Raw genomic sequence first — 26,331 nt, 5'->3', positions numbered from 1 at the left:
ATAGTTTCTAAAAGCATTATAAATATACAAAATAAAGAGTTAAGTGTTTGTAAATGAGTAATTAAACTTGAATTACACCCAGGTTAAATTTCTTCTCAATAGGCGAGTGGTTTGCCGCTTCAATACCCATAGAAATCCAGGTTCTGGTGTCTAAAGGATCGATGATTGCATCTGTCCATAATCGTGAAGCCGCATAATAAGGCGAAACTTGTTCGTCATATCTTGCTTTTATTTTATCGAATAATTCTTTTTCTTTAGCTTCATCTACCAGTTCGCCTTTTGCTTTAAGCGAAGAAGCTTCGATTTGCGCCAATACTTTCGCTGCTTGTGTTCCACCCATAACGGCTAATTCTGCACTTGGCCAAGCAAAAATTAATCTTGGGTCATACGCTTTTCCACACATGGCATAATTTCCGGCTCCATAGGAATTCCCTACGATAACTGTGAATTTAGGTACAACTGAATTAGATACAGCATTTACCATCTTAGCACCGTCTTTTATAATTCCGCCATGTTCAGATTTGGATCCCACCATAAAACCGGTAACATCTTGTACGAAAACTAAAGGAATTTTCTTTTGGTTGCAATTAGCGATGAAACGGGTGGCTTTGTCCGCACTATCGGAGTAGATTACACCGCCAAATTGCATTTCGCCATTTTTGGTTTTCACCACTTTTCGTTGGTTGGCAACAATTCCCACTGCCCAACCGTCAATTCTGGCATAGCCGGTAATAATGGTTTGACCGTAACCGTCTTTATAGGCTTCAAACTCGGAATTATCTACCAGACGATTGATGATTTCCATCATATCATACTGTTCATTTCTGGCTTTTGGTAAAACACCGTAGATTTCTTTTTCATCCAATGCTGGTTTTTCTGCTTTAATTCGGCTGTAGCCGGCTTTGTCAAAATCACCTATTTTGTCAACTATATTTTTTATTTTGTCTAATGCGTCTTTGTCATCTTTGGCCTTGTAATCTGTAACTCCCGAAATTTCACAATGTGTAGTTGCTCCACCTAACGTTTCGTTATCAATGCTTTCGCCAATGGCAGCTTTGACCAAATAACTTCCGGCTAAGAAAATACTTCCCGTTTTATCCACAATCATAGCTTCATCGCTCATGATTGGCAAATAGGCACCACCGGCAACGCAACTTCCCATTACAGCAGCAATTTGGGTGATTCCCATGCTGCTCATTTGTGCATTATTTCTAAAAATACGGCCAAAATGTTCTTTATCAGGGAAAATCTCATCTTGCAAAGGCAAATAAACGCCTGCACTATCCACTAAATATATGATTGGCAGACGATTTTCCATTGCAATTTCTTGCGCACGTAGATTTTTCTTTGCGGTTATAGGAAACCAAGCTCCCGCTTTTACGGTAGCATCATTGGCCACAACAATACATTGTTTTCCTTTGATATACCCTATTTTTACCACAACTCCGCCAGATGGGCAGCCACCATGTTCTGCATACATTCCTTCACCAACAAATGCTCCAATTTCTATACATTTTGCTTTTGGATCCAATAAATAATCGATACGTTCGCGTGCCGTCATTTTGCCTTCGCCATGTAATTTTTGGATGCGTTTTTCACCACCTCCAAGTTTGACTATGCTTAATTTTTGTCGTAATGCTGAAAGTAAAAGTTTATTGTGGTCTTCGTTTTTGTTGAAGTTCAAATCCATGATGAAATAGTGTTAAAAAAAGTTTGCGCTAAAATACAAAATCCAACTAAATAAATTTTATTATTTTAATTGGTTTGTGAAGAAAATCGAATATATGTTTACTATTAAAACAAAAAAACAGAAGTTTATCTCTGTTTTTTTATGAATTTAATAAAAAAAGAGAGTATTTATTTGTAGGACTGTACGCTAAACGAACCATCATTATTTTTTTTACTATCATCAACAATGAGATTAAGAGATTAAGAGTCAATGTTATCAAAAAAATCTTAAAAAAAATACTGAATATCTTGAACCCCACTTGCTATCTTTATTTCTTTGTTTTAAAAAAAAAGCTAAACCTTCCGCTGCGGCGGTTTAAAACAGAACAAAGCCAGCATCTCTTAACCTCTAAACCTCACTGTTTAAAAATTATAATGTTTTTCTCCGCCGTGGCGGATTGAATATTTACAGGGGTTTACAAAGTATTTTTGTAAGCTCGAATCCGCCACGGCGGAGAGATTGATTTTTTTTGTATTAATAACGGATAGTCATATTTATTTTTTAGACTCATTTACCAGTCTTTTCAAAATTGCCCATTGTTTTAATGCGTCACGAGCTTCTACTGCAGGATATCCTAACATAGTTTTTCCTGCCGGAATATCTCCTGTGACACCGGAACCAGCACCTACAATGGCACCATCGCCAATAGTGGTGTGGTCTTTTATAGAAGCACTTCCACCAATAATCACGCCGTTTCCTAAAGTTACGGATCCTGCCAGTCCACTGTTTCCAGCCATAATACAAAATTTACCCAATTTACTATTATGACCTATTTGAACTAAATTATCAATTTTACAACCATCTCCTAAAACGGTCGAACTGAATTTTCCTCGGTCAACACAAGTATTGGCACCAATTTCAACACTGTTACCAATAATCACATTTCCAATTTGAGGAATTTTGACTAAACCTCTTTGTGGGTCAGGACGAAAACCAAAACCATCGGCACCAATTGTTGCGTTAGGATGCAAAATACAATCATTCCCAATATGACAGCGCTCTCTAATGACAGTTCCTGACCAAATCACGGTGTTTTTTCCTATAGTACATTCATCAAGAATAGTCACATTTGGATAAATGGTCGTGTTATCTCCAATAATAACTTTAGGTCCTATATAACAACCTGCACCAATTCTGGCGCCATTACAAATAGTTGCACTTGGGTCAATTACTGCGGTTGGGTGAATGTCAATAGTAAATAATGGAGTTGGAGGTGCAAAAAGTTCCAATACTTGAGACATTGCCAAATCAGCATTTTTTACTTTTATAAAAGCCCTGTCTTCTCCTGGTTCTATAGATATGTCTTCGTTAACGACTGCTACACAAGCTTTGGATGCAGACCAAAATTTCTCATATTTTTTGTTTCCAATAAATGAAATTTCAGATTCATTAGCGACTTCAAGTTGTTCAGGTGCAGTAATATTTTGGGAAGTATTCCCGACTATTACTCCTTTTAGAATCTCATTTATTTCTTGAATTGTGTAGGATTTCATTAAGTATGGATTGAATTTGGTTTTGTTATCGTTTCCAAATAAAATCATTTAACGTTGAAATTGCAAATGTTTTTTTTGCATTGTAAAAAAAGGACTCTTTAATAGATGCAAAAAAAATCCCCTCAAACCTTTCGATAAACGAATGTTGAGGGGATTTTGTTATTTATTTCACCTTGTTAGAGTATGTACAGACCACTGCAAACTGATAACTATTCCTCTTCTTTTTGTCCCATCATCATTAGATATGCTTTTAGGAATTCGTCAATTTCACCATTCATAACGCCATCAACATTACTGGTTTCATGACCGGTTCTAACATCTTTGACTAATTTATAGGGTTGCATCACATAATTTCTGATTTGTGATCCCCATTCTATTTTCATTTTCCCGGCTTCAATATCAGCGCGTTGTGCTTGTTTCTTTTTTAACTCAATTTCGTATAATTGTGATCGTAACATTTGCATCGCACGTTGTCTGTTATCTTGTTGCGACCGCGTTTCGGAACATTGTATTTGAATTCCGGTTGGTTTATGAAACAATTGTACTTTGGTTTCTACTTTATTTACATTTTGCCCACCCGCACCACTGGATCGCGAAGTTGTAATCTCGATATCAGCAGGATTAATATCAATTTCGATACTATCATCTACAAGCGGATACACATAAACGGATGCAAACGAAGTGTGGCGCTTGGCATTACTGTCAAAAGGAGATATTCGAACCAATCGATGTACGCCGTTTTCACCTTTTAAATAACCAAATGAATAATCGCCTTCAAATTCGAGCGTTACTGTTTTTATACCTGCAGCTTCTCCTTTCTGGAAATTCAGTTCTTTGATTTTATAGCCGTATTTTTCGCCCCACATCATGTACATGCGCATCAGCATTTCGGCCCAATCACAACTTTCGGTTCCACCTGCGCCAGCCGTTATTTGTACAACAGCACTCAAAGTATCGCCTTCGTCCGAAAGCATGTTTTTGAATTCAATCGCTTCTATATGATTGGCAGTAGTCAAATATTGTTCGTCTAATTCTTCAGATGTAAGTTCTCCTTCTTTGTAAAAATCATAGGCGAGTTGCAATTCGTCCGTCATTTCGACAGCTTTATTGTAATCTTCAATCCATTTTTTTTTGTTTCTAAGATTTTTTACAATGATTTCAGCATCTTTTGCATTGTTCCAAAAGTCGGGTGCAAAAGTCTTCTCCTCTTCATTTGAAATCTCAATTAGTTTGGCATCAACGTCAAAGATACCTCCTCAACGCACCAAGGCGCTCTACAATACCTTTAATTTGTTCGGTAGTTGTCATAAATTCTATTAATTAAATAAGTCTATTTTCAAATATTTATAAAAAATTCCGTTGTGTAATATATTTAGTTTAGTTTTAACTGAACTAGTTTGAATTAACAAATGGTATTATGTAAATTTGTGGCACAAAAATAGAAAAATTTTACGAAGGTACAATTCACGAATTGTCCGTACTGATAAAAAAAAAATATGGAAATAAATTTAATTAGCGATACAATCACAAAGCCTTCTAACGAAATGTTGCAATACATGTTCAAAGCAGTTGTGGGTGATGATGTATATAAACAAGACCCGACTGTTATTGAATTAGAAGCTAAAGTTGCAGCTATGTTTGGTATGGAGGCAGGGCTTTTTTTCCCTTCAGGAACAATGGCGAATCAAACGGCTATAAAATTACATACACAACCTGGAGAACAATTAATAGCTGACAAATACGCACACGTTTATCATTATGAAGGTGGTGGTGTTTCTTTTAACAGTGGAGTTTCGTGCTGTTTATTAGACGGAAATCGCGGAATGATAACTGCTGAACAAGTGGCGGGAGCGATTAATGATCCTGAATTTTATCACAGTCCTTTGACGAGTTTAGTTTGTGTGGAAAACACAACCAATAAAGGCGGAGGAGCTTGTTATGAACTGGAAGATTTACAAAAAATAAAGCAGGTTTGCGATGCCAATAATTTAAAATTTCACATGGATGGCGCCCGAATTTGGAATGCGTTGGTAGCCAAAAATCAAGATCCAAAAGCATTTGGGAAATTATTCGATACTATTTCTGTTTGTTTGTCTAAAGGTTTGGGAGCGCCAATTGGATCGGTTTTATTGGCTGATAAAGCTACTATTCACAGAGCGTTGCGAATCCGAAAAATATTAGGTGGAGGGATGCGTCAAGTAGGATATTTGGCAGCAGCCGGAATTTATGCTTTAGATAACAACATAGAACGCCTTTCTGAAGACCATCGAAGAGCTAAAGAAATTGCCGAAGTATTAAAAAAGCTAAGTTGGGTAGCATCAGTAGAACCTGTTGAGACTAATATTTTGATTTTTTCATTGGTTCCAAATTGCATTGAAAAGAATTTAATTGAATTATTAAAACAGAAAAATATTTCAATCAGTTCTATGGGACATGGAAAATTGAGGATTGTAACACATCTTGATTATCGTGAAGTGATGCATACGTATGTTCTGGAAACCCTGCAAAAATTGGTTTAAAAAAAGTTATGAGTTATGAATTATGAGTTTTTCAAGTTGTCAGAGCTCATAATTCATAACTTATAATTCATAATTACTTGAACAAATTATCCATTCCCGGAATCATTGGCATATCCATTTTTGCAACAGCATCAAGTTCAGCTTCATTTACTTTAGTAGCTTTTTCGATAGCTTTGTTTAATACCAAAATCATATAATCTTCTAATTGCTCTTTGTCTTCCAATAAGGAGTCATCAATAGTAATTGATTTAATAGATCTATTGGCAGTTAGTGTCACTTTCAATAAACCATCGGTACTTTGTTCGTCTATAAGAACGGTGTCTAAACGTTTTTTAGTGTCTTCTATCTTTTGTTGGGTTTCTTTAAGTTTACCCATCATTCCCATTAAATCCATGTTTTAATTTTTTTAAATTAATTGAATTGCAAAATTACTATATTGCATAGTTATATTCAATAAAATATTCATGAAAAACAAACTCATCATAAGTTCTCTTTGTGTTATTTTTGCAACTTCATTTACTAATACAAAAGCACAACAAATGTTAAAAAATAGTCCAATTCCAGTAGCTAAAATAATTCCTAAAACATTAGAAAAACATAATGACACAAGAATTGATAATTACTTCTGGTTAAATGACAGAGAAAATCCTGAAGTTATTGATTACCTGGATAAAGAGAATGAGTATTATCATAAAATGACGGATCATACCAAAGATTTTCAAAAAGAATTGTTTGAGGAAATGAAAGGAAGAATTAAGGAAGATGATCAATCAGTTCCTTATTTATACAATGGCTATTACTATATCACTCGTTTTGAAAAAGGGAAAGATTATCCTATTTATTCTCGAAAGAAAGAAAGCCTTTCGGCAAAAGAAGAGATTATGTTTGATTGTAATGAAATGGCCAAAGGGCATTCGTACTTTCAATTAGGAGGTTTGAGTGTGAGTCCAGATAACAAATTGGCAGTTTATAGCTTTGATATTGTTGGAAGAAGAATTTACACCATTCAGGTAAAAAGTTTAGAAACCAATGAAATTTTAGAAGATAAAATAGAAAAAGTTACCGGAACTGCGGTTTGGGCAAATGATAATAAAACCATTTTTTATTCCAGTCAAGACGAAGTTACTTTACGATCAGATAAGATTTTCAAACATAAATTAGGTACAAAATCTGCAGAAGATGTTTTAGTTTATTTTGAAAAAGACGATACCTATAATGTTGAAATTGCTAAATCTAAGTCTAGAAAATATTTGGCAATTGAATCTGGAAGCACACTGACAACAGAATATAGAATTCTAAATGCAGACAATCCTGATGGAGAATTTGAAATTTTTCAAAAACGAATTCGTGGTGTAGAATATAGCATTAATCATTACAAGGATAGTTTTTATATAATGACTAATGCGGACAAGGCTGAAAATTTCAAGTTGATGAAAACCCTTGAAACGGCCACTTCAAAAGAGAATTGGACAGAAGTAATTGGGCATAGAGAACAGGTTTTATTGGAAGATATCGAAATTTTTGCCAACTATTTAGTAGTCGAAGAACGTTCTAATGGATTGAATAAAATCAGGATTATGCCTTGGAGTGGAGAAGGGGAATATTATTTGCCTTTTGAAAGTGAAACCTATACAGCATATACGACAACCAATGTAGATTTTGAAACAGAAATCTTGCGTTACGGATATCAATCCATGACAACTCCCTCTTCGGTTATTGATTTCAATATGAGGACCAAAGAGAAAGAAATTAAAAAAGAGCAGCAGGTTCTTGGAGGCAAATTCGATAAAAATAATTATACCGAAGAACGAGTTTGGGCAACTGCCAAAGATGGTACCAAAGTACCAATTTCTATGGTGTATAGAAAAGAATTAAAAAAAGACGGAAATAATCCCTTATTGCAGTATGCTTATGGGTCTTATGGACACTCCATGGACGCTACTTTTTCTTCTACGAGACTGACATTATTAGACAGAGGCTTTATATATGCGATAGCACACATTCGCGGTGGCGAAGATTTAGGAAGGCAATGGTATGACGATGGAAAATTATTAAAAAAGAAAAATACGTTTACTGATTTTATTGATTGTTCTAAATTTTTAATAGATCAAAAATACACTTCACCTGAACATTTATATGCCGAAGGTGGTTCAGCGGGAGGGTTATTGATGGGAGTTGTCGTGAATATTGCGCCTGAATTATATCATGGAATTATTGCGCAAGTTCCTTTTGTGGATGTAATGACCACCATGCTTGATGATAGTATCCCACTTACTACAGGTGAATATGATGAGTGGGGAAATCCTAACAAAAAGAAATATTACGATTACATGCTGTCTTATTCCCCTTACGATAACGTAAAAAAGCAAAATTATCCTAATATGTATGTTTCTACAGGTCTTCATGATTCACAAGTTCAGTATTGGGAACCAGCTAAGTGGGTCGCAAAATTAAGAACTTTGAAAACAAATAATGATACTGTTTTATATTTAGATACAAACATGGACGCAGGTCACGGTGGAGCTTCTGGAAGGTTTGAAGCCATTAAGGAATTAGCAAAGGAATTTAGTTTTTTATTAGATTTAGAAGAAATTAAAAAGTAATTAGATTTTTTTTGTTAAATTTGCAACATTCGTGGTTAAATTAAAAATTGCCCACGACTAACTATTTTTTTATGAAAAAAGAAATAAACGCTTACAATAATGTCTTAGAATTAATAGGTAATACTCCACTTATTAAGCTAAATAAAATCACAGAAGAGTTAGAAGGTAATTTCTACGCAAAAGTAGAAGCTTTTAATCCGGGACATTCCTCAAAAGACAGAATAGCATTATATATTATAGAAGAAGCCGAAAAGAGAGGAATTTTATCTCCAGGTGATACCATTATAGAAACTACATCTGGGAATACTGGTTTTAGTTTAGCGATGGTAAGTATCATAAAAGGATATAATTGTATTCTTGCGGTTAGTTCTAAATCATCTAAAGATAAAATAGACATGTTACGCAGTTTAGGAGCAAAAGTTTATGTTTGTCCTGCACATGTATCCGCTGATGATGAACGTTCGTATTATAATGTTGCCAAACGTTTGCACGAAGAAACAAAAGGTTCTGTTTATATCAATCAATATTTTAACCAATTGAATATTGATGCACATTATAAATCTACAGGACCGGAAATTTGGAAACAAACTAATGGTAACATAACACATCTTATTGCTTGTAGTGGAACTGGAGGAACAATTTCCGGAACTGCAAAATTCTTGAAAGAACAAAATCCTAATATTAGAATTCTTGGAGTAGATGCTTTTGGTTCAGTGCTAAAAAAATACCATGAAACCAGAGAATTCGATAACGATGAGATTTATCCTTACAGAATTGAAGGTTTAGGTAAAAACTTAATTCCATCAGCAACTGATTTTGATCTTATTGATAAGTTCATGAAAGTTACCGATGAAGAAAGTGCCCATTCTGCAAGAGAAATAACTAGAAAAGAAGGTCTATTTGTAGGATATACATCGGGAGCAGTAATGCAAGCCATAAAACAATACGCCGAAGAGGGAGAATTTGATGAGAACAGTAATATAATTGCTATTTTTCCAGACCACGGTTCTCGTTATATGAGTAAGGTATTTAGTGATAACTGGATGAACGAACAAGGTTTCTTTGACAGTATCAATGAAGAAGAGGCTCAAAAAATCGAATTTATTAAATAGACTTTCTTAGACAGTCAGATAATCAGAATTCTTTGATTTTTAGACATAAAAAACTCCATTCATACTTATTTGAATGGAGTTTTTCTTTTTAACAGAGTCATACAAGATAAAATTAGAAACAAAAAACTCCAGAATTATCTGGAGTTAGTTTGAAATGAAATCTAAAATCTATTCTTCTTCCATAGTATGATATACGTTCATCACGTCATCATCTTCCTCTATTTTTTCAATTAGTTTCTCTACATCCGCTACCTGAGCTTCTGTAAGTTTCTTAGTGATTTGAGGGATTCTTTCAAATCCGGAAGAAAGAATTTCTAAACCTCTGTTTTCTAATTCTTTTTGAATGGTTCCAAAACTTCCAAAAGGAGCATATATTAAAATACCGTCTTCATCTTCAAAAACTTCTTCAGCGCCAAAATCGATTAATTCTAATTCTAATTCTTCAGGATCGATTCCGTTTGCCGGAATTCTAAAATTACACGTATGATCAAACATAAATTCAACCGAACCTTGTGTTCCCATAGTTCCATTGCATTTGTTAAAATAACTTCTAACATTGGCAACAGTTCTGTTGTTATTATCAGTAGCCGTTTCAACTAGAATTGCAATTCCATGAGGCGCATATCCTTCAAATAAAACTTCTTTATAGTTGGCAGTATCTTTATCGGTAGCTTTTTTAATGGCACGTTCTACATTTTCTTTTGGCATATTTACTGCCTTGGAGTTCTGAATAACGGCTCTTAATCTGGAGTTGGCATCAGGATTAGGTCCGCCTTCTTTTACAGCCATTACAATATCTTTACCAATTCTGGTAAATGCTTTGGCCATTGCCGACCAACGTTTCATTTTTCTTCCTTTTCTAAACTCAAACGCTCTTCCCATTTCTAATTTATTATTTTGAACTGCAAAAATACAGCTATTAGTTATTTTTTCAAAAATTTTTATCAATCAATTGGTACATGCTTTGAAATAAAAGCATCTCCTGTTACATTCCAAAAATTGATTGTATTGGCTCGCTCTGAATTGAATTTGTTGTTGATAGCATTATAATTCCCAACTTCTTTATTCAACTCGTTTACCAGTTTATTGAAATTATCGACTTCTTCCTTTGATCTGGAAGTGGCTGATTTGTTATCCATTGTTTTTTTACTCTCTTGAAATTTTTGATTAAGCATCATAAAGGCAACTACTTTGGGACTAAATTCCAATGCTTCTTTTTTACTGAATTCCAATACTTTTTTGGTGGCATTTACCAGCATTAAATCCTTGTTGTAGGCTTTAAATGTTTTTAGCTTGTCCAAACCTTCGTTCGAATATTGCTCTAATGCATTACTGTTTTGTTGAATGGCATTCAAATTGTTTTGAGCAACGGCATTCATCAAAAGTGATTCTGTGAAATTTACTTTGAAAAAAATCAGATATAATTGAGTATGATTTTCAAAAACTTCATTAGAGATTTTCATTTTTTTACCCAGTTCACTTTTGTCTTCTCCAATTTGGATACCGTATTTAGTTGCAAATATTTTTTGGTTGGCATTCAATTTATCTACTTCTTCATTGATTTTAGTATTGACTAAATCTCTTGCCAAAATAAAAGCTTCCATAAAATCATACGATTGCTCAGCCACTTCCTGCATGTTTATGATTTTTTCATATTCCTGATTGATTTGTTTTTCAGAAATTGATAAATACGCCAGCAGTTGATCTTTATATTCAACATCGCCTTTATAGCCATCCTTTAAAGCTTCAATTTTTTTAGTGGTATTCTGAATACTTTTTACTAATGTTTTACGGGTTATATCAATTCTTCGGGCATTTTTACTATGCGCAACTGCCGAAGTGTATTTCCATGTTGTTCGAGAAATGGCATCGGTTTCTTTGCCAATGTAATTTAAATAGTCAACAGGAGTTTTGAATTCTTGCGCATTAGAAAAGGTAATCGTAATTAAAAACAGGATCGAAGTAAAGGTTAATTTCATTTTTTTGCTGGTTATTTATTCAGATTCTTATAATCGTTTATTATGGCAATTGCTTCTTCTAAATAGGGATTGTTTTTCACCCCTTTGATTTTATAGCGATTAATATCCTGTTGGAAAACATCAAATTTTAATTTTTCCAAATCATAGGAATTATTTGAAATCGTACTTTTACTTTGGCTGTCTACAATCTTTTTTACTTTTTTCCAAAGCGAATCAATTTCATGAATATCGTTGAATACATCTTTAAAAATCAAGCGTGTTGGTTTTTTTGGATTGTTATAAAGTGCATTTATTTGCTCGTTAGCCAAACTGATTTCATTGAAACAAGAGGCAGTTTTTACTCTTGAATTGCTTAATTCGACTATTTTTGGAAAATAGGTTTTTGAAAATGGATTAAATCTGGCTTTTGTAGCAATCACATCATATTTCAAAGCTGTTTTAAAACTAATCTCCCGCTGAATTATACTGTCAAACAAAACCGGAAGTACAATATCCGGAATGATTCCTTTTATTTGATGGCTGTCACCGGTAATTCGGTAGAATTTTTCAATGGTTAGTTTTACAAAATCTTGTTGATTATTTTCGTCCAATGGTAAAATGGTCTGCATAGAAGCTTTGCCCAATGATTTACTTCCAATAATGATCGCCCTGTTATAATCCTGCATTGAGGCAGCAAAAAATTCACTGGCTGATGCTGAATTCCCATTGATTAACAGTACGATTGGACCATTATAAGCACTGCCACGATTGCCGTCTTTTAAAATGGTTTGCTTATTTTTATTATTAACCAAAACGGATACAGGACCAATATCTAAAAACATTCCGGCTAATTTAATAGCTTCTTCCATCGATCCTCCACCATTGTTTTGAAGATCGATCACTAAACCTTCAACATTGTCTTTTTGAAGTTTCACGATTTCTTTGGCAACATCATCGGCACAGCCTTGAAAGGAGTATCCGTCAAAATTAGAATAAAAACTAGGAATATTGATGTAACCAATTTTTGTTTCCGCTTCGGCAATATAACTGAAAACTGCATTCTCAGTGGTTTTCATTACTTGCTTTCTGAGAAGGACAGATTGTATCGTCCCATTTTTTTTCTGAATGGTCAACTCAATTTCTATATTCGAATCAGAAAAAATCAATTCTCCAATTTTTTCTATTGAGGCACATGAAACAGAATATTCATCTCCTTTGGTATTGGATACTTTTAGAATTACATCGTCTTTTTCAAACTTATCCGTTTTAGCGGCCGGACCACCTGGGACAATTTCTTCGATAATAATTTCCTCTTTTTCATTAAATCCAATATTCAATCCTAACGAAAGATTGCTCATTGATAAACCCGACATAAAACTGGATTTGGCATCCATTGAAAAATAATTGGAATGAGGATCAAAATAGGTGCAAAAAATATTCAAAAAATTATTTTGAAGGTCATTTTCCAATCTGTTATTGCCTTCAAGAATACTATTTACTTTGCATAAATTGGTGTCAAATATTTTTACTTTGGCAGTTTTTTCGAGCTTTGAAAAATTTTGAGTGAGCGAATCTAAATTAGAACTTAACTTCGAAATATCTTCCAGAATATCATACCGAATTCTCTTTTTCCAGACTCTTTCGATATCAGTTAAAACCAAATCAAATGGGAAGTTTTTCTTCGAGAATTTAACGGAGTCATTCGTAGTATAATCAAAAGTCTCCTTTTGTATTTTCTCTAAAACTTTCTTCTTTCTGGTCAAAGCCAATTTATAAACAGTAACAAAATCATTCATAAAGGAACAATTGTTCTGTAAAATATAATTGTCTAGTTGGAGTCTGTGTTCACTTAGTTTTTGATATTCAATCTTGGTAAATAAGTTTCGGTTAGAATCTAAAGCATCCATAAAATTGTCAAAAACAAAAACCGATAAACTGTCGTCTACCGGTTTTGGATGATAATGTTCACGTTGTATTAATGCATTTATTTTAGAAAGTGTTTCACAAGTTTTTGCCTCATTTTGACCAAAAAGTGAAAATGTAGCCAGCAACAATACGAGTGAAAGTTTCTTCATTTATTTTTATTTCTTGTAAAAAGGCGGTTTAACCACTTTCGCAGGAACATCATTTTTACGGATTCTGATAAAAATTTTGCTGTCCAAAGCACTGTGTTCCGTTGTTACGTAACCCATACCAATTCCTTTATTCATCGATGGCGACATTGTTCCAGAAGTTACAATTCCGATTACATTTCCTGAAGCATCCACAATTTCGTAATCGTGTCTTGGCACCGCACGTTCCAGCATTTCAAAAGCGACTAGCTTTTTAGTAACACCAGCTTCTTTTTGTTTTTTCAGGTTTTCAGAATTCGTGAATTCTTTAGTAAATTTTGTAATCCATCCCAAACCAGCTTCTAATGGAGAAGTCGTGTCATTGATATCATTTCCGTACAAACAAAAACCCATTTCCAATCGCAACGTATCACGAGCCGCAAGACCAATTGGCTTGATACCAAAAGCCGCACCCGCTTCAAATACTTTATTCCAAATTTGTTCTGCTTCTGAGTTTTTACAATAAATCTCAAAACCTCCGGAACCAGTATATCCAGTAGCCGAAATAATTACGTTTTCGATACCGGCAAAATCACCCACTTCAAAATGGTAATACGGAATCGCAGATAGATCTTTTGAGGTCAAGGATTGCATCGCTTCAACCGCTTTTGGTCCTTGAATTGCCAATAATGAATAATCATCGGATAAGTTTTTCATCTCCACACCCAAATCATTATGAGCCGAAATCCAATCCCAATCCTTGTCAATATTCGAAGCATTTACCACTAATAAATACTGCTCGTCTTTCATTTTATAAACAATCAAATCGTCTACAATTCCACCTTCATTGTTCGGTAAACAAGAATATTGCGCTCTTCCGATGGTCAAAGTCGAAGCATCATTCGAAGTCACTTTTTGAATCAAAGCCAATGCATTTGGACCCGTAAGCAAGAATTCACCCATGTGAGAAACGTCAAAAACACCCACGGCATTTCGCACCGTTTCATGTTCCGCATTCACTCCTTCATATAAAATTGGCATATTGTATCCGGCAAACGGAAGCATTTTTGCTCCCAAACTCTCGTGTATGTGCGTAAGCGCAGTATTTTTCATTGTGTTTTTATATAAAATTTGAAGTCGCTAATTTATTGATTTTATTTCGGGTGACAAAGTCCGAGCGAAGCAAAGTTTAAACTTTCAAACGTTTTCGGAATAACTCGTACAGTAGGATTTATAACAATTATTTTTAGGAGCTATTTCCTGCTATTCGCTATATCTTTATTTAAAGCTTCCAGTCTTCAAAAGGCTGGAAGCTTTAAATAAAGGATGCCGCTTTTATCAGGGCTAGGGAATTTCGGTACAATTAACGAATTTGTTTCTTATTAAATTCGTAATTTTAAACAAACAAATTTCCATGACGAATTCCATTTACATCGACCAAAAACAAATCCTCAAACACTACAAACAGCCAGACAAACACACTCACAAAGGAATTCAGGGACACGCTTTAATCATTGGTGGAAGTTATGGAAAAATAGGAGCAGTGAGTTTGTCTGCCAAAGCGTGCTTGAAAACCGGTTGCGGATTAGTCACTGTTTTTATTCCCAAATGTGGTTATGATATTCTGCAAATTGCCATTCCCGAAGTAATGGTCATAACAGACAATCAAGAGAAATTAATCTCCAATATCACTTTCGACATAACGCCACAAGCCATCGGAATTGGTCCTGGTTTAGGTCAGAAAATTGAAACCCAAAACGCATTCCATCAGTTTTTGCAAACAAATAAAACGCCTTTAGTAATCGATGCCGATGCGTTGAATATTTTATCCCAAAACAAAGAATGGCTTTCGTTATTACCGCCCAAAACTATTTTAACGCCACATCCCAAAGAACTGGAACGATTGATAGGAAAATGGCATTCCGAGGAAGAAAAAAGGAGTATGGCAATCTCCTTTTCAAAACAATACCAAGTTATAATCGTAATGAAAGGTGCGCCAAGCCGTATCATAGATGGAGAAACTCTCTACGAAAATACCACCGGAAATGCCGCTTTGGCAACCGCAGGAAGTGGCGATGTTTTGACGGGAATGATTACCAGTTTACTGGCGCAATCCTATGAACCCATTAGCGCCGCAATTCTAGGTGTTTACCTTCACGGATTAACCGCTGAAATTGCGTTACCGGAAACCGGTTATCAATCTTTTATCGCTTCAGATGTTATTGCGAATATTGGAAAAGCCTTTTTGAGTTTAGAAAAATTGGAGTAAATAGTACTCATAAATGAATTTTATCCTACTTATTTGTAAGTTTGTATCCAAGCAAAATTGCTTTATCCAATTCGATTATGGAAAAAACACCCCATCTTAGAACCGTAAATGTTACGCGATACATCACTCCTTTGCGGGAAGGCGGTTCTTTGCCTGCGCTCGCTGAAGCCGATGATGATTTTAAATATGTATTGAAATTCAAAGGTGCCGGACACGGTGTAAAAGCCTTGATTGCCGAATTAATTGGCGGGGAAATTGCCCGTGTTTTAAATCTAAAAATGCCGGAACTTGTTTTCGCAAATCTTGACGAAGCTTTTGGACGTTCAGAAGGCGATGAAGAAATTCAGGACTTGCTTCAAGGCAGTCAGGGACTCAATTTGGCATTGCATTATTTATCGGGGGCCATAAATTTTGATCCTGTTGTCACTTTGGTTGACCCAAAACTAGCTTCCCAAATTGTTTGGTTAGATGCTTTTATTACAAACGTGGACAGAACATTTAGAAACACCAATATGTTGATTTGGCATAAAGAATTATGGCTGATCGATCATGGTGCCAGTCTTTATTTTCATCATTCGTGGACCAATTGGGAAAAGCACGCACAAAGTCCTTTTGCATTGATAAAAGACCATGTATTGTTGCCTCAAGCTTCCTTGTTGCCAGAAACTGATTTACTATTCAAAAAAATATTGACGAAAGAGGTATTACAGAATATCGTGAATCTTATTCCAGAAGTATGGTTAAATTGGGAAGATACCGATGAAACTCCCGAAGCCATTCGGGAAGTCTATTTTCAGTTTTTATCCATACGTTTGAACCATTCCGAAATTTTTATAAACGAAGCACAAAATGCAAGAGAAGCACTTATATGAGTATGCCGTAATCCGGGTTGTACCAAGGGTAGAACGCGAAGAATTCCTCAATGTGGGTATTATTCTCTTTTGTAAAAAAGCGAAGTTTATAAAAGTGCTCTGCTCGATGAATGAAGCCAAATTACAACTATTTTCAGCCGATTTAGATTTAGAACAATTGCATTTAAATTTACAGGCATTTGAGAAAGTGGCGCATGGCGAAAAATCAGGCGGACCAATAGGACAATTTGATATTCCATCACGTTTCCGTTGGTTGACTGCACTTCGCAGCTCTGCCATTCAAACCTCAAGACCACATCCGGGATTGTGTGATGATTTGGAACAAACAGCGCAACGTTTATTTGAAGAAATGGTATTGTAAATAAATTTTAAAACTGTTGGAAAGTCATTTCGCAATTAAAATACTTTTTTGGAATCCACACTATAATCCATAAAATTTAAGAGATGCTATTCAGGTGACGCGCAAGATGCATGCCCATACTAAAGCAAGCCTGAAGAAGATAGCCGCCGGTGGGCGCGTCCCAGTCCAGCATTTCGCCAATACAATAATGACTTTTCTTATTTTTTAATTGAAAATTTTCATCCACAGCATTCAGTTGTATACCACCTGTTGTGGATATCGCATCGTTCAGTAGGGCAGAACCAGTGATTTCTAGGCTCAATTTTTTAATATTTTGGGCCAATAATTCCGGATTCAGGTAGGTTTCTTTCGAAAGGTATTTTTTCAAAAGCCCAATCTGTGCAGGGCTCAATTTTACCCCTTTTTGTAATGTTTCGCTCGTCTTTTTTAAGGTTGATTTTTTGATCTTTTGAAGCAAATCATCATAACGCAATGTTGGTTTCATATCCAGAAAAATGCTGGCCTTTTGTTGGCTTTCAAGTTCCTTCCTAATTTGTGGACTAAGAGCATAAATAGCATTGCCTTCTAAACCAAAACGAGTGATAACCGCTTCGCCTTTTTGCCTTTTGTTCAAACAACTAATGGCTATGTTTTTAAGCGGACTGCCTTCGTGTTCCAAGATGAAATCTTCCGGCCAGTTCACACGATACGCACAATTTGATGATTGAAAAGGAACGATAGCAATATCTTGCCTTTCGAATAAATCAAGCCAGATACCATCTGAACCGGTTACTTTCCAGCTCCCACCGCCGAGGGCAAAAATGGTATAGTCTGATTTTATTTCTGTATCCGTATTAAAAACGATATCATCGTTGTTCGTCCAACCCGTCCAAGTATGTTGATATTGAATGACAACACCTTGTTTATCGAGAACATTCAGAATTGCGTTGAGCACCGTTATGGGTTTGATGCCGCTTTCGGGATACACACGTTTACTACTGCCGATAAAGGTTGGAATACCAATGGAATCAATCCAATTCCGGAAATCGTCGTTATCAAAATCAAGGAGTGCTTTTTCCAGAAAATGCGGTGGTGTATACCGTGCTATAAGTTCAGCAATCGGTTCCGAATGGGTGAGGTTAAATCCTCCTTTTCCGGCCACCAGAAATTTTCTTCCCAGTGTTTTGTTTTTTTCGTAGATGGTAACCTTGAATTTCTGACAATCGAGTAATGCAGCGAGTATAAGTGCTGCGGGTCCTCCTCCAATAATTGAAACTGATTTCTTCACGCCACAAAAATAGGCTTTGTTTTACCCATTAAGGCTGATATGGATTTTTATATTAGTTATTGTAATTGTAAAGCAAAAAAAAAGGCTGTTCAAAATCATTTTGAACAGCCTTTTTATAAAAATAATACCAAACCTAATATTTTGCAGATTCTCCGGCTTTAGGCAAGGATTGTTTTATAAATTGTCTGATATCTTCGTTAGCAGTTTCCAAATCTACTTTTCTTAAGTACATCATGTGACCGCTTCTATAGCCTTTCCAAGACATTCTGTCATTTAGTCTTCCGCTTGGGTCCATTTGCCACATGTTGTATTTCGAGTTGAAATAATCGCAGGCTCCGTCATAATATCCGGACTGAACCATTACATGTAAATACGGATTTTGCGCCATGGCCTGACGCAGGTTTTCTCCGGTTTTATCATTTGAATCATCCCAAGGTCTCACGGAGCCAAACATATTGTATTTGAAATCGGTTTTGTAGTTTAGATTATTGCGCAAGTACATATTAATGGCAGGAGTAAAGGAGTGGAGCCAAGAAGTAAGTTCTGCGTTAAAATCGGGTCCGTCACCAGCCGCTTTACGGTCAATTCCTTTATAGCGGGAATCTAATCTTCCTACGGTAAACCCTTGATCGCGCAACAATTCTTTCCAAAAATAATCATAGGGAACATCTAAATTATTTTGCAAAACCACTTTTTCCGAAAGTCCGGAATAGCGTGCTATTTTAGCAGCCATTTCTTTTCTTTTTTGGTCGTCTAATGCGCCTCCTTTGCTTAATGCGGGTAGCAGTTCATTTATCGTAAAGTCTTCTACTTCCGGTAACATGGCTGTTAAATCTTTATTCTGTAAATCAGAAGGCAGCATTTTATGATACCAGGCCGTAGCGGCAAAATAAGGCAGTTTCAATGCCGCTTCAGAAGCGACACCACGAGTGATTCCCAATTCAGTTGGCGATACTAAAATAACACCGTTCAGATACATCCATTCGCTGTTTTGCAACTCGAGAGCAAGTCCTGAAACTCGTGTGGTACCATAGCTTTCGCCAATAAGATATTTTGGCGAAGCCCAGCGATTGGTTCGGGATACAAATCCATTGATCCAATCGGCGAGGTATTTAATGTCGGCATTTACACCAAAGAATTTAGTAGTTGGTATTTCTTTACTCGTTGCTCTTGAATACGCAGTATTGACCGGATTTACAAAAACAATATCGGCAACATCCAAAATTGAATACGGGTTTTCCTTGATTCCATAAGGCTGTAACGGATAGCCTTCATCATCAATATTAATCAAACTTGGACCTGTATACGCAATCTGCATCCAAACCGAAGCCGAACCTGGACCACCATTAAAGGAAATAACCAAAGGGCGGGCAGCACGATCTTTTATATCGGAGCGTTCGTAATAGGTGTAAAATAAACCGGCAATTGCCTTTCCATCTTCGTCCCAAACCGGCATCGTACCAGTGGTGGCTTTGTAGGGCACTTTTTGACCTTTGATAGTCGTACTATGTTCCGTTACCACTTGCGAATCCGGATTGAAAGTAAGATTTGAAGCAGAATTTTCTTCTTTTGGAACGACAGGTGTTGTAGGTGTTTTTTGTGGTTGGGCATGTAAAGCCGCAAAAAATCCAACGAAGACCAAGGATAGTACTGTTTTTTTCATAAAGAGATTGGTTTGGGGTATTTCAATACTGTTTTTCTGATACAATTTTGAAAGCACTAATATATTGCTTTTTAATAGAGTGACAAAAAGCGGAAAGCAGAATAGTAATTTTCAAACCATGAAACCCTATTTGGGCGTAACCCCAAAGCAGAAAATTCCCTTTTCCATTTACGTATCTGCAGCTTTGGGGTCGGGCTTTTGGCTGTATTTTTATTTTTTTAAAGAAAAAAATAAAAGATGCCGCCGCAATCCCTTACGCGAGCAACCCGAAGATGGATAGAAATATCGATATTCGATTGATTATCGCTAGATTTTATTTTCTTGAAATAACGTTTCCAATTGCTCGAGACAAGCGGTAATACCTTGTTCAAAGCCCATTTCAATCATGGTTTGTATCTCTTTTTCATTGGAATAAAACATCTTGAATTCAACCAAAGTACCCGATTCTGTTTTAGCAAAAGCAATAGTTCCTGTAGAAACCGGCAAGGAATTGTTTATAGTTCCCTCTTCATCACAAAAACTATCTTTAATTTCAAAACTTAAATTGGGTGTTATGGCTGTATAGTCCATTCGTCCCCAATGTTTTTCATTTTCGGGACCCACCATAGCGTACAACCAATAACCGCCAACAGAAAAATTCATCGTTTTGGTTACGGCTTTCCAAGGTTGTGGTCCCCACCATTGTTCCAATAATTCACTTTCAGTATACGCACGCCAAACTTTTTCAAGCGGGGCACTAAATGTTCTGGATACAAGAATTGATTTTTCTTTTAAATCTTTTACAACAAGTGTTTTGCTATTAGTTGCCATTTTATTTTGATTTATGATTGATTACTACTTGGTCTAATTGATTGAAGCAGTTGTCATTCCTTTTTTTTCGGAATGAAAATGAACCATTAAAGTTAGTTTATTTTACTCAAATTAGCATCTAATTCATGAATAATCAATTAATAAAGACTATGAAATCCTTTTTTCCAAAACAACAAATTCCAAAGGCTGTTCCGCAATTGCAATATGAACATCGCTTACCGGAAAAGGTTCTCTTGCTCCAGTGTCAATATAAACGTTGCGTTTGTACCATGAAATCAATTCTTCCCGAACAGATATTACAGTCATTACAATTTTAGGTAATCCCAATGCCGAAGCATGAATTTCAGCCTGTTGCAATAATTTTTTTCCTACGCCACTATTTTGTAACTCAGGCGAAACCGTCAGCATTCCTAAATACAATTGCTGCTCATTTTCAATCAACAATACACAACCTATAATCTGATTGTTCTCCGTAAATTTTAGAATGGTATTTTTTGGGTCTTGAATCGTTTCAGTCAGTTCCTGTTCAGTGGTTCGGAGTCCTTCTAAAAGGTTTGCTTCAGTGGTCCATCCTTTTTTAGACGATTCCCCTCGATAGGCTGAATTGATTAATGTATTTAATAGGGAAACGTCTTCTACTGTTGCTTTTGTAATCATAGATAATACTTCTATTCTTGGGTTATTGCTTTGTTGTTTTTCAAAGGTAGAAAAAAGGGATTAATCACTTCCTTTTTTTGATAAAATAATTATTTGTTAAATGAATAAAATGATTTATATAGTATTGATAATCAGTATATTTAGTTATTAAATAAGAATTTTTTTTTTACCTTTGAATAAAGAGAATTTACAACAATTTAATAATATATAATTATGAAAAATTTAAATATTATTTGGGTAATAGTGATGGCTTGCGTAATAAGCATAGCGCCAATATTCGGGCAATCGACCGCTAAAAAGAATAAAATTATTGCTGACAGCAAAACAGCAAAGGCGGAGTTCATTAAAAGTGACCCGCTGATGAAAGCACTTTTTGAAAAAGCGTCTGGCTATGTCATCTTTCCCAATGTTGGAAAGGGAGGAATCGGTATTGGAGGAGCAGCAGGCAACGGGGTTGTCTATGAACAGAACAAGAGGATAGGCATGGCAAAGTTGACACAAGTGAGCATAGGATTCCAGGCCGGTGGACAAGCGTATCGGGAGGTAATATTTTTTGAGTCAAGAAAGGAATTGGAACGGTTTAAAGAGAGCAAATTCGAGTTTTCCGCACAAGCTTCCGCAGTAGCCGTGACGGAAGGCGCCTCAGCGAATGTAAAATATACGGAAGGCGTTATGGTGTTCACCATGCAGAAGGGTGGACTGATGTATGAGGCATCGATTGGTGGGCAGAAGTTTAAGTTTAATAAGCTGTAACACTATTTTTGCTGTTGAAATCCGAGCGATTTAGGCAAAAAATGTGTTTTATTCTGCTAGCGCGAACGCAATGTCAGTAAGTTAAGATATTTTAGATTGAAGAGTAACGATTGCAGATTTCTGATTTTGTATTGGTAAATATAAGATTGTCGATTTTAAGGGGACTATCACGTCTGAAATCAAGAATCGTTAATCAAAAATCAGCAATCATTGGATTTTTTTTCTTAAATTAATGACATTGCGCTGGTCCTATCTGGGAGAAATATTTCTCAGCCGTTTTGTTTTTTAGCGAGTAAATTTTAGTTTCCACAAGAAGTAATTTTATTTATAAATCATTTCTTCTCTATCAAAATGTATTTTTGGAATACATATTTCCATGGCATGAAAAGTATCGGTATGATAATTCCCGAGAACACATAGGTCATTTCTTCGGCTGGTGAACCTTTGAGCGTGCCGGCTGACCATAAAGGATAAGCGACAACAATAAGCCAAAGTCCTTTGTAGAAAATCATAAAAAGCATAATGGGTAACATTCGAAGTGTGTGGAAAACGCCTAAAATCGCAAGTGTTGAGTAAGCCGTCCAAGTGCACCAGGCAACAGCTCTTGTAGGATCCCACGCACCTTCATGGCTAAGAATAACTTTCCATGATTCTGGGGCAAGAAAAACAAACATAAGGGCGAAGAACAGCCGCATGACATAAATATTGATTCTGCGAACACCTTCGTAGTTTTCGTAGTCAGGAAGAAAAATATTTTTGATACTGAACTTTGATTGCTTTTGTGTTGTCTGCTCTGTTGTATTCATAATTTTCCTAATTAGTTATTAAAATTGCTGAATGCCTATTTTATGAGTGTAGTTATGGTTTTATTTTAAAGCCAAGGTATAAAAAAAGCTAGATCCTTTTAAGTCAGTAGCTTATTTTGGTTTTTTATCAGAAACAACACCGAACGGAACATCTCTGTTAGTGTCTTTGCAATAAATTACGTATCCATTTAGTTCTTTATTCATGTTACATCGTGCTTTCTAATAATATTAAATTCAAACTTAATGATTTTACTTACAGAAAACTAATTCTCATAAAAAACCAACTAAAAATCACTTCTCAGCCGTTTTGTGTTTTAGAATAAATCTTTAAATACTATGCAAATAAAGCTTTCAATTCCTTCTAAATCTTAACTTGCACGCTCCCCTTTTTCTTCGGGCTAAATAGGACTCATTATTGCCGTTTGGCACTATTGGTTTTTAGAATTAGTTCTAAAAAAATCTTAAAATAATGGTTATCTATGGTGCTTTCTTGGTTGTTTTTAGTATTTTGGCAGTAGAATCATTTATAATGAACTGATTAGTATGAAATATAGAGTCGCTACCACGTCATTAAATCTCAGAGATTTTCCGGCAACGCATGATAATTCCAAAATTTTAATACAAATACCTTTTAGACATACCGTTAAATTAATTGAGAAAACAGCATCGGATTGGTGGAAAGTAAAACTTTTAAACACTGAAAAAGAGGGATTTGTGTTTTCAAAAGACATTGAGCTCGTTGATGAAACCAATGAAAAAAGTACGGATATTGAAGTACCTAATTTTGAACCGGGTGCGAAAGCAAGTCTGGATAGCAAAGAGGAAACATACAAACCTATTGGCGATCCTTCAATTCCTTTTAGGGATTTAACAAGTCTTGAATCTAAACTGACGTCAATTCGTAAGATAATCAATGTGCTGAATGTTTCAAAAAGTTTCCGGTATCAGAAAGATGCATCGGATACCTATTGTAATATTTATACTTTTGATTATTGTTTTTTTGCCAAGGTCTATATCCCCAGATTGAGATGGACTGATACCGCAATCGAGCAGCTTGAAAAAGGCAACGAAGTGGCTGTGGTTTTTGATGGTACGGTAAAACCTTTTTATTCAAATTATATCTATGATTGGTTTTTGCAATCATCGAAGGAGTTTGGATGGGAAAGAATCGATGATGTTGATGAACTTCAAAAGAAAGTAAATGCCAATGGTGGAGTGGGAATCATCTGTGCCAAAAGATTTGTCTTGAATAAATCAGGGCATATTGTAGTGGTGGTTCCGGAAACTGATACTGACAAAGCCTATAGGAAAGACGGCAAAGTAATTTATCCGTTACAGTCCCAAGCAGGGTCTGATAATTATAATTATTTTTCAGAGATCAGAGAAGATTGGTGGAACAATAAAGATCCGGAAAAAGGGTATTCCTCTGTGATTTTTTATTATCACGATTAGATAAAAGCCTTGCGAACAATTACACTTCTTGCAGGCTTGCGGTCTCGGTCTGCAAGAAGTGTAATTATGTAGGGCTTGTTTTAAAAAGGCGCTATTGCATTTGTAATGCGGCTTGTTTTTTAATTAGTAAAGAACTACAAAAGCCTTTTTCATAATAGGCAACGTGTAAACTGCTGTATATTTGATCGTAAATTAATAAAGGATCATTCGATTCTATTTTAATAGACAATATCTTTTCTAAAAGAACGATAAGGTTCGATGGTACACAGGTTTCTTTGCCGTGTATAATAGATTCGTAGACAAAGTTATTCCATTCCAAATCGCAAATAGGATTTTCGATTTCGTTTAACAGGGCATGATCCATAATAAAAACAAGAAAATTCAAAACCTCCTGCAAGTGTTTTTCGTCGAAATAATCAAATATTCTAAACTCAATGCCATGATTTTTGTGCTTGTGAAAATTGATGTCAAGCCCAATTTTATCAATTTTTTCATAATCTGATATTTCAGAATAACGGTTCACCCACCACATTGGATTCTCATGCATGGGATGTTCGTCAAAATTCATCTGGACAATTTTTCCGGTTTTCATCACATTGGTGTCATAAGTGCCCACCCCAATGTATCTTGACATAGCACATCGTTGTGATGCTTTTGTTAAATTGACGCTGCTGTCATTATGCGATAAATAATCAGAAGAACCGAATTTTATCATAAATAATGGACTCAACCATTGGAATAATCGAATAGCCTTCTGGTGTTTTTTTATAAAATCTATTTTGTCCTTAATTTCACCGTCCTTATTTAACTCTGTAGGAATAGTTAAATTGAAATGATAAGTCATGTTATTAAAAACAGAATAATTAGTGTCGTTTGAAATAAATATGGCAAAGGGATGGTTTTCAGAACATATTTTTATGGGGCCGTATTCCGTAAAGATTTTCTCTTTATGAAAAGCGCTTTGCAAATTGTTTATGAAACCTTGTTTTATTGTAGCCAGTTCAGTAATGGCCGAGTCAATATCTGTTTTGTAAAATTTTTGTGTAACAAATTCAACTGTGTCGCCGTCAAAAATGAATTCTTTTTGAAGCTCGTCTATAAAATAAGGGTTGTTTTTTTGTAATATTTCAAAGATACTTTCCCCTGAATATTCAGGATTTGGTTCATTGTCTATGGGGTCAAAAGTCTTATGCTGATTGTTGATGTCCGTTTTTGTAAACGAATGGGAGTTCATCAGTACCGGCAAATAATATTCTTTATTGGATAATATTTTTTGCAATGAATTCTGGTATATATTTTCTTTGTAATTCTTAAAATGATTCACACTATACTTTTCATGAAGTCCTTTAGTCAGCAAAAAATGTTTGTCCACCACACGATGATTTTCAAACTCTAAATAACATTCATTTTCGATTCCTATGCCCCAATACAAATCATTTGATCTATATTGATTCCTATAATCTTTATGCTTATCCAATAATTCAATTTCAAAACTAACAGCATTCATGCTATGATCCGTCATACACTTTTTTCTCCTTCTTTTAATAAATTATGTTGATATGGGAAGCTACTTTATCAGGTAGTTTTTTTGAAGTATTTTTTTAATCTGTTGCTTTTTAGTAAAGTTCAAACAGCTTCTTAAATACTTAGTTGTTTTTTTAATGGGGTTCAAGTTGCTTTTTTGCCTCGTACAAGACTTGAATGGACAACTCGATTTTTTTGCAAAAGTAGGTATAATAAATCATTATTCAAGCTATATTTTCAGAACTGGAATTTTATTTTTTTGTGACGAAATTTATTGCTTTGTTTTCCTGTAAATTACTCATAATTATATATTTAAAATTGATGTATAAAACCGGTAGAATTGTTTTTTGTGTTCTAAAATACAAGTTTAGAACCATTTTATAACTGGATTTATTTAGGTACAAAAAAACGACTAAAATTGAATTCTTAGTC

At 35.2% G+C, this 26,331-nt stretch carries 22 protein-coding genes; 8 read left to right on the top strand and 14 right to left on the bottom strand.

Annotation, left to right across the window (positions count from 1 at the left end):
* Positions 1–61 precede the first annotated feature (61 nt).
* The 3 genes from E0H99_RS11105 to prfB form a co-directional block, all read right to left on the bottom strand.
* On the bottom strand, positions 62–1,690 hold the full coding sequence (locus E0H99_RS11105) for an acyl-CoA carboxylase subunit beta (RefSeq protein WP_131995288.1): 1,629 nt from the start codon (positions 1,688–1,690) through the stop codon (positions 62–64).
* A gap of 533 nt (positions 1,691–2,223) precedes the next feature.
* Complete coding sequence (gene lpxD, locus E0H99_RS11100; RefSeq protein WP_131995285.1) at positions 2,224–3,222, bottom strand: UDP-3-O-(3-hydroxymyristoyl)glucosamine N-acyltransferase; 999 nt, start codon at positions 3,220–3,222, stop codon at positions 2,224–2,226.
* 209 nt (positions 3,223–3,431) lie between these two features.
* Positions 3,432–4,530, bottom strand: a protein-coding gene (prfB, locus tag E0H99_RS11095) for a peptide chain release factor 2 (protein WP_131995282.1) whose coding sequence is annotated in 2 segments (ribosomal slippage) — positions 3,432–4,466 and positions 4,468–4,530 — 1,098 coding nt in all. Because the reading frame shifts where the segments join, the coding sequence is not laid out codon by codon here.
* Positions 4,531–4,718: 188 nt separating this feature from the next.
* Between prfB and E0H99_RS11090 the strand changes: the two genes are divergently transcribed.
* A complete protein-coding gene (locus E0H99_RS11090; RefSeq protein WP_131995279.1) occupies positions 4,719–5,741 on the top strand; it encodes a threonine aldolase family protein in 1,023 nt (340 codons plus the stop codon).
* Between the two features lie 73 nt (positions 5,742–5,814).
* On the opposite strand, the gene E0H99_RS11085 is transcribed toward E0H99_RS11090, so the two are convergent.
* Positions 5,815–6,135, bottom strand: a complete 321-nt coding sequence (locus E0H99_RS11085) for a YbaB/EbfC family nucleoid-associated protein (protein WP_099715715.1) — start codon at positions 6,133–6,135, stop codon at positions 5,815–5,817.
* Positions 6,136–6,205: 70 nt separating this feature from the next.
* Between E0H99_RS11085 and E0H99_RS11080 the strand changes: the two genes are divergently transcribed.
* Both E0H99_RS11080 and E0H99_RS11075 read left to right on the top strand, forming a co-directional pair.
* Positions 6,206–8,344, top strand: coding sequence for a S9 family peptidase (locus tag E0H99_RS11080; protein WP_131995276.1), 2,139 nt, complete (start codon positions 6,206–6,208; stop codon positions 8,342–8,344).
* A gap of 71 nt (positions 8,345–8,415) precedes the next feature.
* Positions 8,416–9,456, top strand: coding sequence for a PLP-dependent cysteine synthase family protein (locus E0H99_RS11075; protein WP_131995273.1), 1,041 nt, complete (start codon positions 8,416–8,418; stop codon positions 9,454–9,456).
* Positions 9,457–9,624: 168 nt separating this feature from the next.
* Here the strand turns inward: E0H99_RS11075 and E0H99_RS11070 are convergent, their stop codons facing one another.
* From E0H99_RS11070 to gcvT, 4 genes are all read right to left on the bottom strand, one after another.
* Entirely contained in the window at positions 9,625–10,338 is a 714-nt protein-coding gene (locus tag E0H99_RS11070) for a YebC/PmpR family DNA-binding transcriptional regulator (protein WP_131995270.1), read from the bottom strand.
* 62 nt (positions 10,339–10,400) lie between these two features.
* On the bottom strand, positions 10,401–11,435 hold the full coding sequence (locus E0H99_RS11065; RefSeq protein WP_131995267.1) for a hypothetical protein: 1,035 nt from the start codon (positions 11,433–11,435) through the stop codon (positions 10,401–10,403).
* An 11-nt stretch (positions 11,436–11,446) separates the two neighbouring features.
* On the bottom strand, positions 11,447–13,489 hold the full coding sequence (locus E0H99_RS11060; protein WP_131995264.1) for a S41 family peptidase: 2,043 nt from the start codon (positions 13,487–13,489) through the stop codon (positions 11,447–11,449).
* Positions 13,490–13,495: 6 nt separating this feature from the next.
* Positions 13,496–14,578 carry a glycine cleavage system aminomethyltransferase GcvT gene (gene gcvT, locus E0H99_RS11055; protein WP_131995261.1) on the bottom strand — a complete coding sequence of 361 codons (1,083 nt, stop codon included), beginning with the start codon at positions 14,576–14,578 and terminating at the stop codon, positions 13,496–13,498.
* Positions 14,579–14,879: 301 nt separating this feature from the next.
* Here gcvT and E0H99_RS11050 point away from each other — a divergent pair, with 301 nt between their 5' ends.
* The 3 genes from E0H99_RS11050 to E0H99_RS11040 all read left to right on the top strand — a co-directional run bounded on the left by E0H99_RS11050 (position 14,880) and on the right by E0H99_RS11040 (position 16,967).
* Positions 14,880–15,734 carry an NAD(P)H-hydrate dehydratase gene (locus tag E0H99_RS11050; RefSeq protein WP_131995258.1) on the top strand — a complete coding sequence of 285 codons (855 nt, stop codon included), beginning with the start codon at positions 14,880–14,882 and terminating at the stop codon, positions 15,732–15,734.
* Between the two features lie 77 nt (positions 15,735–15,811).
* A complete protein-coding gene (locus E0H99_RS11045) occupies positions 15,812–16,606 on the top strand; it encodes a HipA family kinase (RefSeq protein ID WP_131995256.1) in 795 nt (264 codons plus the stop codon).
* Entirely contained in the window at positions 16,584–16,967 is a 384-nt protein-coding gene (locus E0H99_RS11040) for a DUF3037 domain-containing protein (RefSeq protein WP_131995253.1), read from the top strand. The genes E0H99_RS11045 and E0H99_RS11040 overlap by 23 nt, the downstream gene beginning before the upstream one ends.
* Before the next feature lie 76 nt (positions 16,968–17,043).
* Here E0H99_RS11040 and E0H99_RS11035 read toward each other — a convergent pair whose 3' ends face one another.
* The 4 genes from E0H99_RS11035 to E0H99_RS11020 form a co-directional block, all read right to left on the bottom strand.
* A complete protein-coding gene (locus tag E0H99_RS11035) occupies positions 17,044–18,234 on the bottom strand; it encodes an NAD(P)/FAD-dependent oxidoreductase (protein ID WP_131995250.1) in 1,191 nt (396 codons plus the stop codon).
* Between the two features lie 133 nt (positions 18,235–18,367).
* Positions 18,368–19,897 carry a S10 family peptidase gene (locus E0H99_RS11030; RefSeq protein WP_131995247.1) on the bottom strand — a complete coding sequence of 510 codons (1,530 nt, stop codon included), beginning with the start codon at positions 19,895–19,897 and terminating at the stop codon, positions 18,368–18,370.
* 306 nt (positions 19,898–20,203) lie between these two features.
* Complete coding sequence (locus E0H99_RS11025) at positions 20,204–20,707, bottom strand: SRPBCC domain-containing protein (protein WP_131995244.1); 504 nt, start codon at positions 20,705–20,707, stop codon at positions 20,204–20,206.
* 147 nt (positions 20,708–20,854) lie between these two features.
* On the bottom strand, positions 20,855–21,364 hold the full coding sequence (locus E0H99_RS11020) for a GNAT family N-acetyltransferase (RefSeq protein WP_131995241.1): 510 nt from the start codon (positions 21,362–21,364) through the stop codon (positions 20,855–20,857).
* Positions 21,365–21,577: 213 nt separating this feature from the next.
* Here E0H99_RS11020 and E0H99_RS11015 point away from each other — a divergent pair, with 213 nt between their 5' ends.
* The gene (locus tag E0H99_RS11015; RefSeq protein ID WP_131995238.1) at positions 21,578–22,117 is read left to right on the top strand and encodes a YSC84-related protein; all 540 of its coding nucleotides are present in this window, start codon (positions 21,578–21,580) and stop codon (positions 22,115–22,117) included.
* Between the two features lie 332 nt (positions 22,118–22,449).
* Here the strand turns inward: E0H99_RS11015 and E0H99_RS11010 are convergent, their stop codons facing one another.
* Positions 22,450–22,923: a hypothetical protein gene (locus E0H99_RS11010; protein WP_131995235.1), complete on the bottom strand. Its 474-nt coding sequence runs from the start codon at positions 22,921–22,923 to the stop codon at positions 22,450–22,452.
* Positions 22,924–23,466: 543 nt separating this feature from the next.
* Here E0H99_RS11010 and E0H99_RS11005 point away from each other — a divergent pair.
* Positions 23,467–24,375, top strand: a complete 909-nt coding sequence (locus tag E0H99_RS11005) for an SH3 domain-containing protein (protein ID WP_165930289.1) — start codon at positions 23,467–23,469, stop codon at positions 24,373–24,375.
* A 91-nt stretch (positions 24,376–24,466) separates the two neighbouring features.
* On the opposite strand, the gene E0H99_RS11000 is transcribed toward E0H99_RS11005, so the two are convergent.
* Positions 24,467–25,897: a hypothetical protein gene (locus tag E0H99_RS11000; protein ID WP_131995232.1), complete on the bottom strand. Its 1,431-nt coding sequence runs from the start codon at positions 25,895–25,897 to the stop codon at positions 24,467–24,469.
* Positions 25,898–26,331: the final 434 nt, after the last annotated feature.

The organism is Flavobacterium sp. GT3P67 (assembly GCF_004349155.1).
Lineage (GTDB): Bacteria > Bacteroidota > Bacteroidia > Flavobacteriales > Flavobacteriaceae > Flavobacterium > Flavobacterium ranwuense.
This window is presented reverse-complemented; position numbering and strand designations above follow the sequence as displayed.

Coding starts and splice junctions, on each gene's coding strand:
- E0H99_RS11075 (WP_131995273.1), top strand. CDS start 8,416: ATGAAAAAAGAAATAAACGCTTACAATAATGTCTTAGAATTAATAGGT.
- E0H99_RS11010 (WP_131995235.1), bottom strand. CDS start 22,923: ATGAATACAACAGAGCAGACAACACAAAAGCAATCAAAGTTCAGTATC.
- E0H99_RS11040 (WP_131995253.1), top strand. CDS start 16,584: ATGCAAGAGAAGCACTTATATGAGTATGCCGTAATCCGGGTTGTACCA.
- E0H99_RS11020 (WP_131995241.1), bottom strand. CDS start 21,364: ATGATTACAAAAGCAACAGTAGAAGACGTTTCCCTATTAAATACATTA.
- E0H99_RS11005 (WP_165930289.1), top strand. CDS start 23,467: ATGAAATATAGAGTCGCTACCACGTCATTAAATCTCAGAGATTTTCCG.
- E0H99_RS11090 (WP_131995279.1), top strand. CDS start 4,719: ATGGAAATAAATTTAATTAGCGATACAATCACAAAGCCTTCTAACGAA.
- E0H99_RS11060 (WP_131995264.1), bottom strand. CDS start 13,489: ATGAAGAAACTTTCACTCGTATTGTTGCTGGCTACATTTTCACTTTTT.
- E0H99_RS11105 (WP_131995288.1), bottom strand. CDS start 1,690: ATGGATTTGAACTTCAACAAAAACGAAGACCACAATAAACTTTTACTT.
- E0H99_RS11050 (WP_131995258.1), top strand. CDS start 14,880: ATGACGAATTCCATTTACATCGACCAAAAACAAATCCTCAAACACTAC.
- E0H99_RS11015 (WP_131995238.1), top strand. CDS start 21,578: ATGAAAAATTTAAATATTATTTGGGTAATAGTGATGGCTTGCGTAATA.
- gcvT (WP_131995261.1), bottom strand. CDS start 14,578: ATGAAAAATACTGCGCTTACGCACATACACGAGAGTTTGGGAGCAAAA.
- E0H99_RS11030 (WP_131995247.1), bottom strand. CDS start 19,897: ATGAAAAAAACAGTACTATCCTTGGTCTTCGTTGGATTTTTTGCGGCT.
- E0H99_RS11080 (WP_131995276.1), top strand. CDS start 6,206: ATGAAAAACAAACTCATCATAAGTTCTCTTTGTGTTATTTTTGCAACT.
- E0H99_RS11065 (WP_131995267.1), bottom strand. CDS start 11,435: ATGAAATTAACCTTTACTTCGATCCTGTTTTTAATTACGATTACCTTT.
- E0H99_RS11045 (WP_131995256.1), top strand. CDS start 15,812: ATGGAAAAAACACCCCATCTTAGAACCGTAAATGTTACGCGATACATC.
- E0H99_RS11000 (WP_131995232.1), bottom strand. CDS start 25,897: ATGACGGATCATAGCATGAATGCTGTTAGTTTTGAAATTGAATTATTG.
- E0H99_RS11085 (WP_099715715.1), bottom strand. CDS start 6,135: ATGGATTTAATGGGAATGATGGGTAAACTTAAAGAAACCCAACAAAAG.
- lpxD (WP_131995285.1), bottom strand. CDS start 3,222: ATGAAATCCTACACAATTCAAGAAATAAATGAGATTCTAAAAGGAGTA.
- E0H99_RS11025 (WP_131995244.1), bottom strand. CDS start 20,707: ATGGCAACTAATAGCAAAACACTTGTTGTAAAAGATTTAAAAGAAAAA.
- E0H99_RS11070 (WP_131995270.1), bottom strand. CDS start 10,338: ATGGGAAGAGCGTTTGAGTTTAGAAAAGGAAGAAAAATGAAACGTTGG.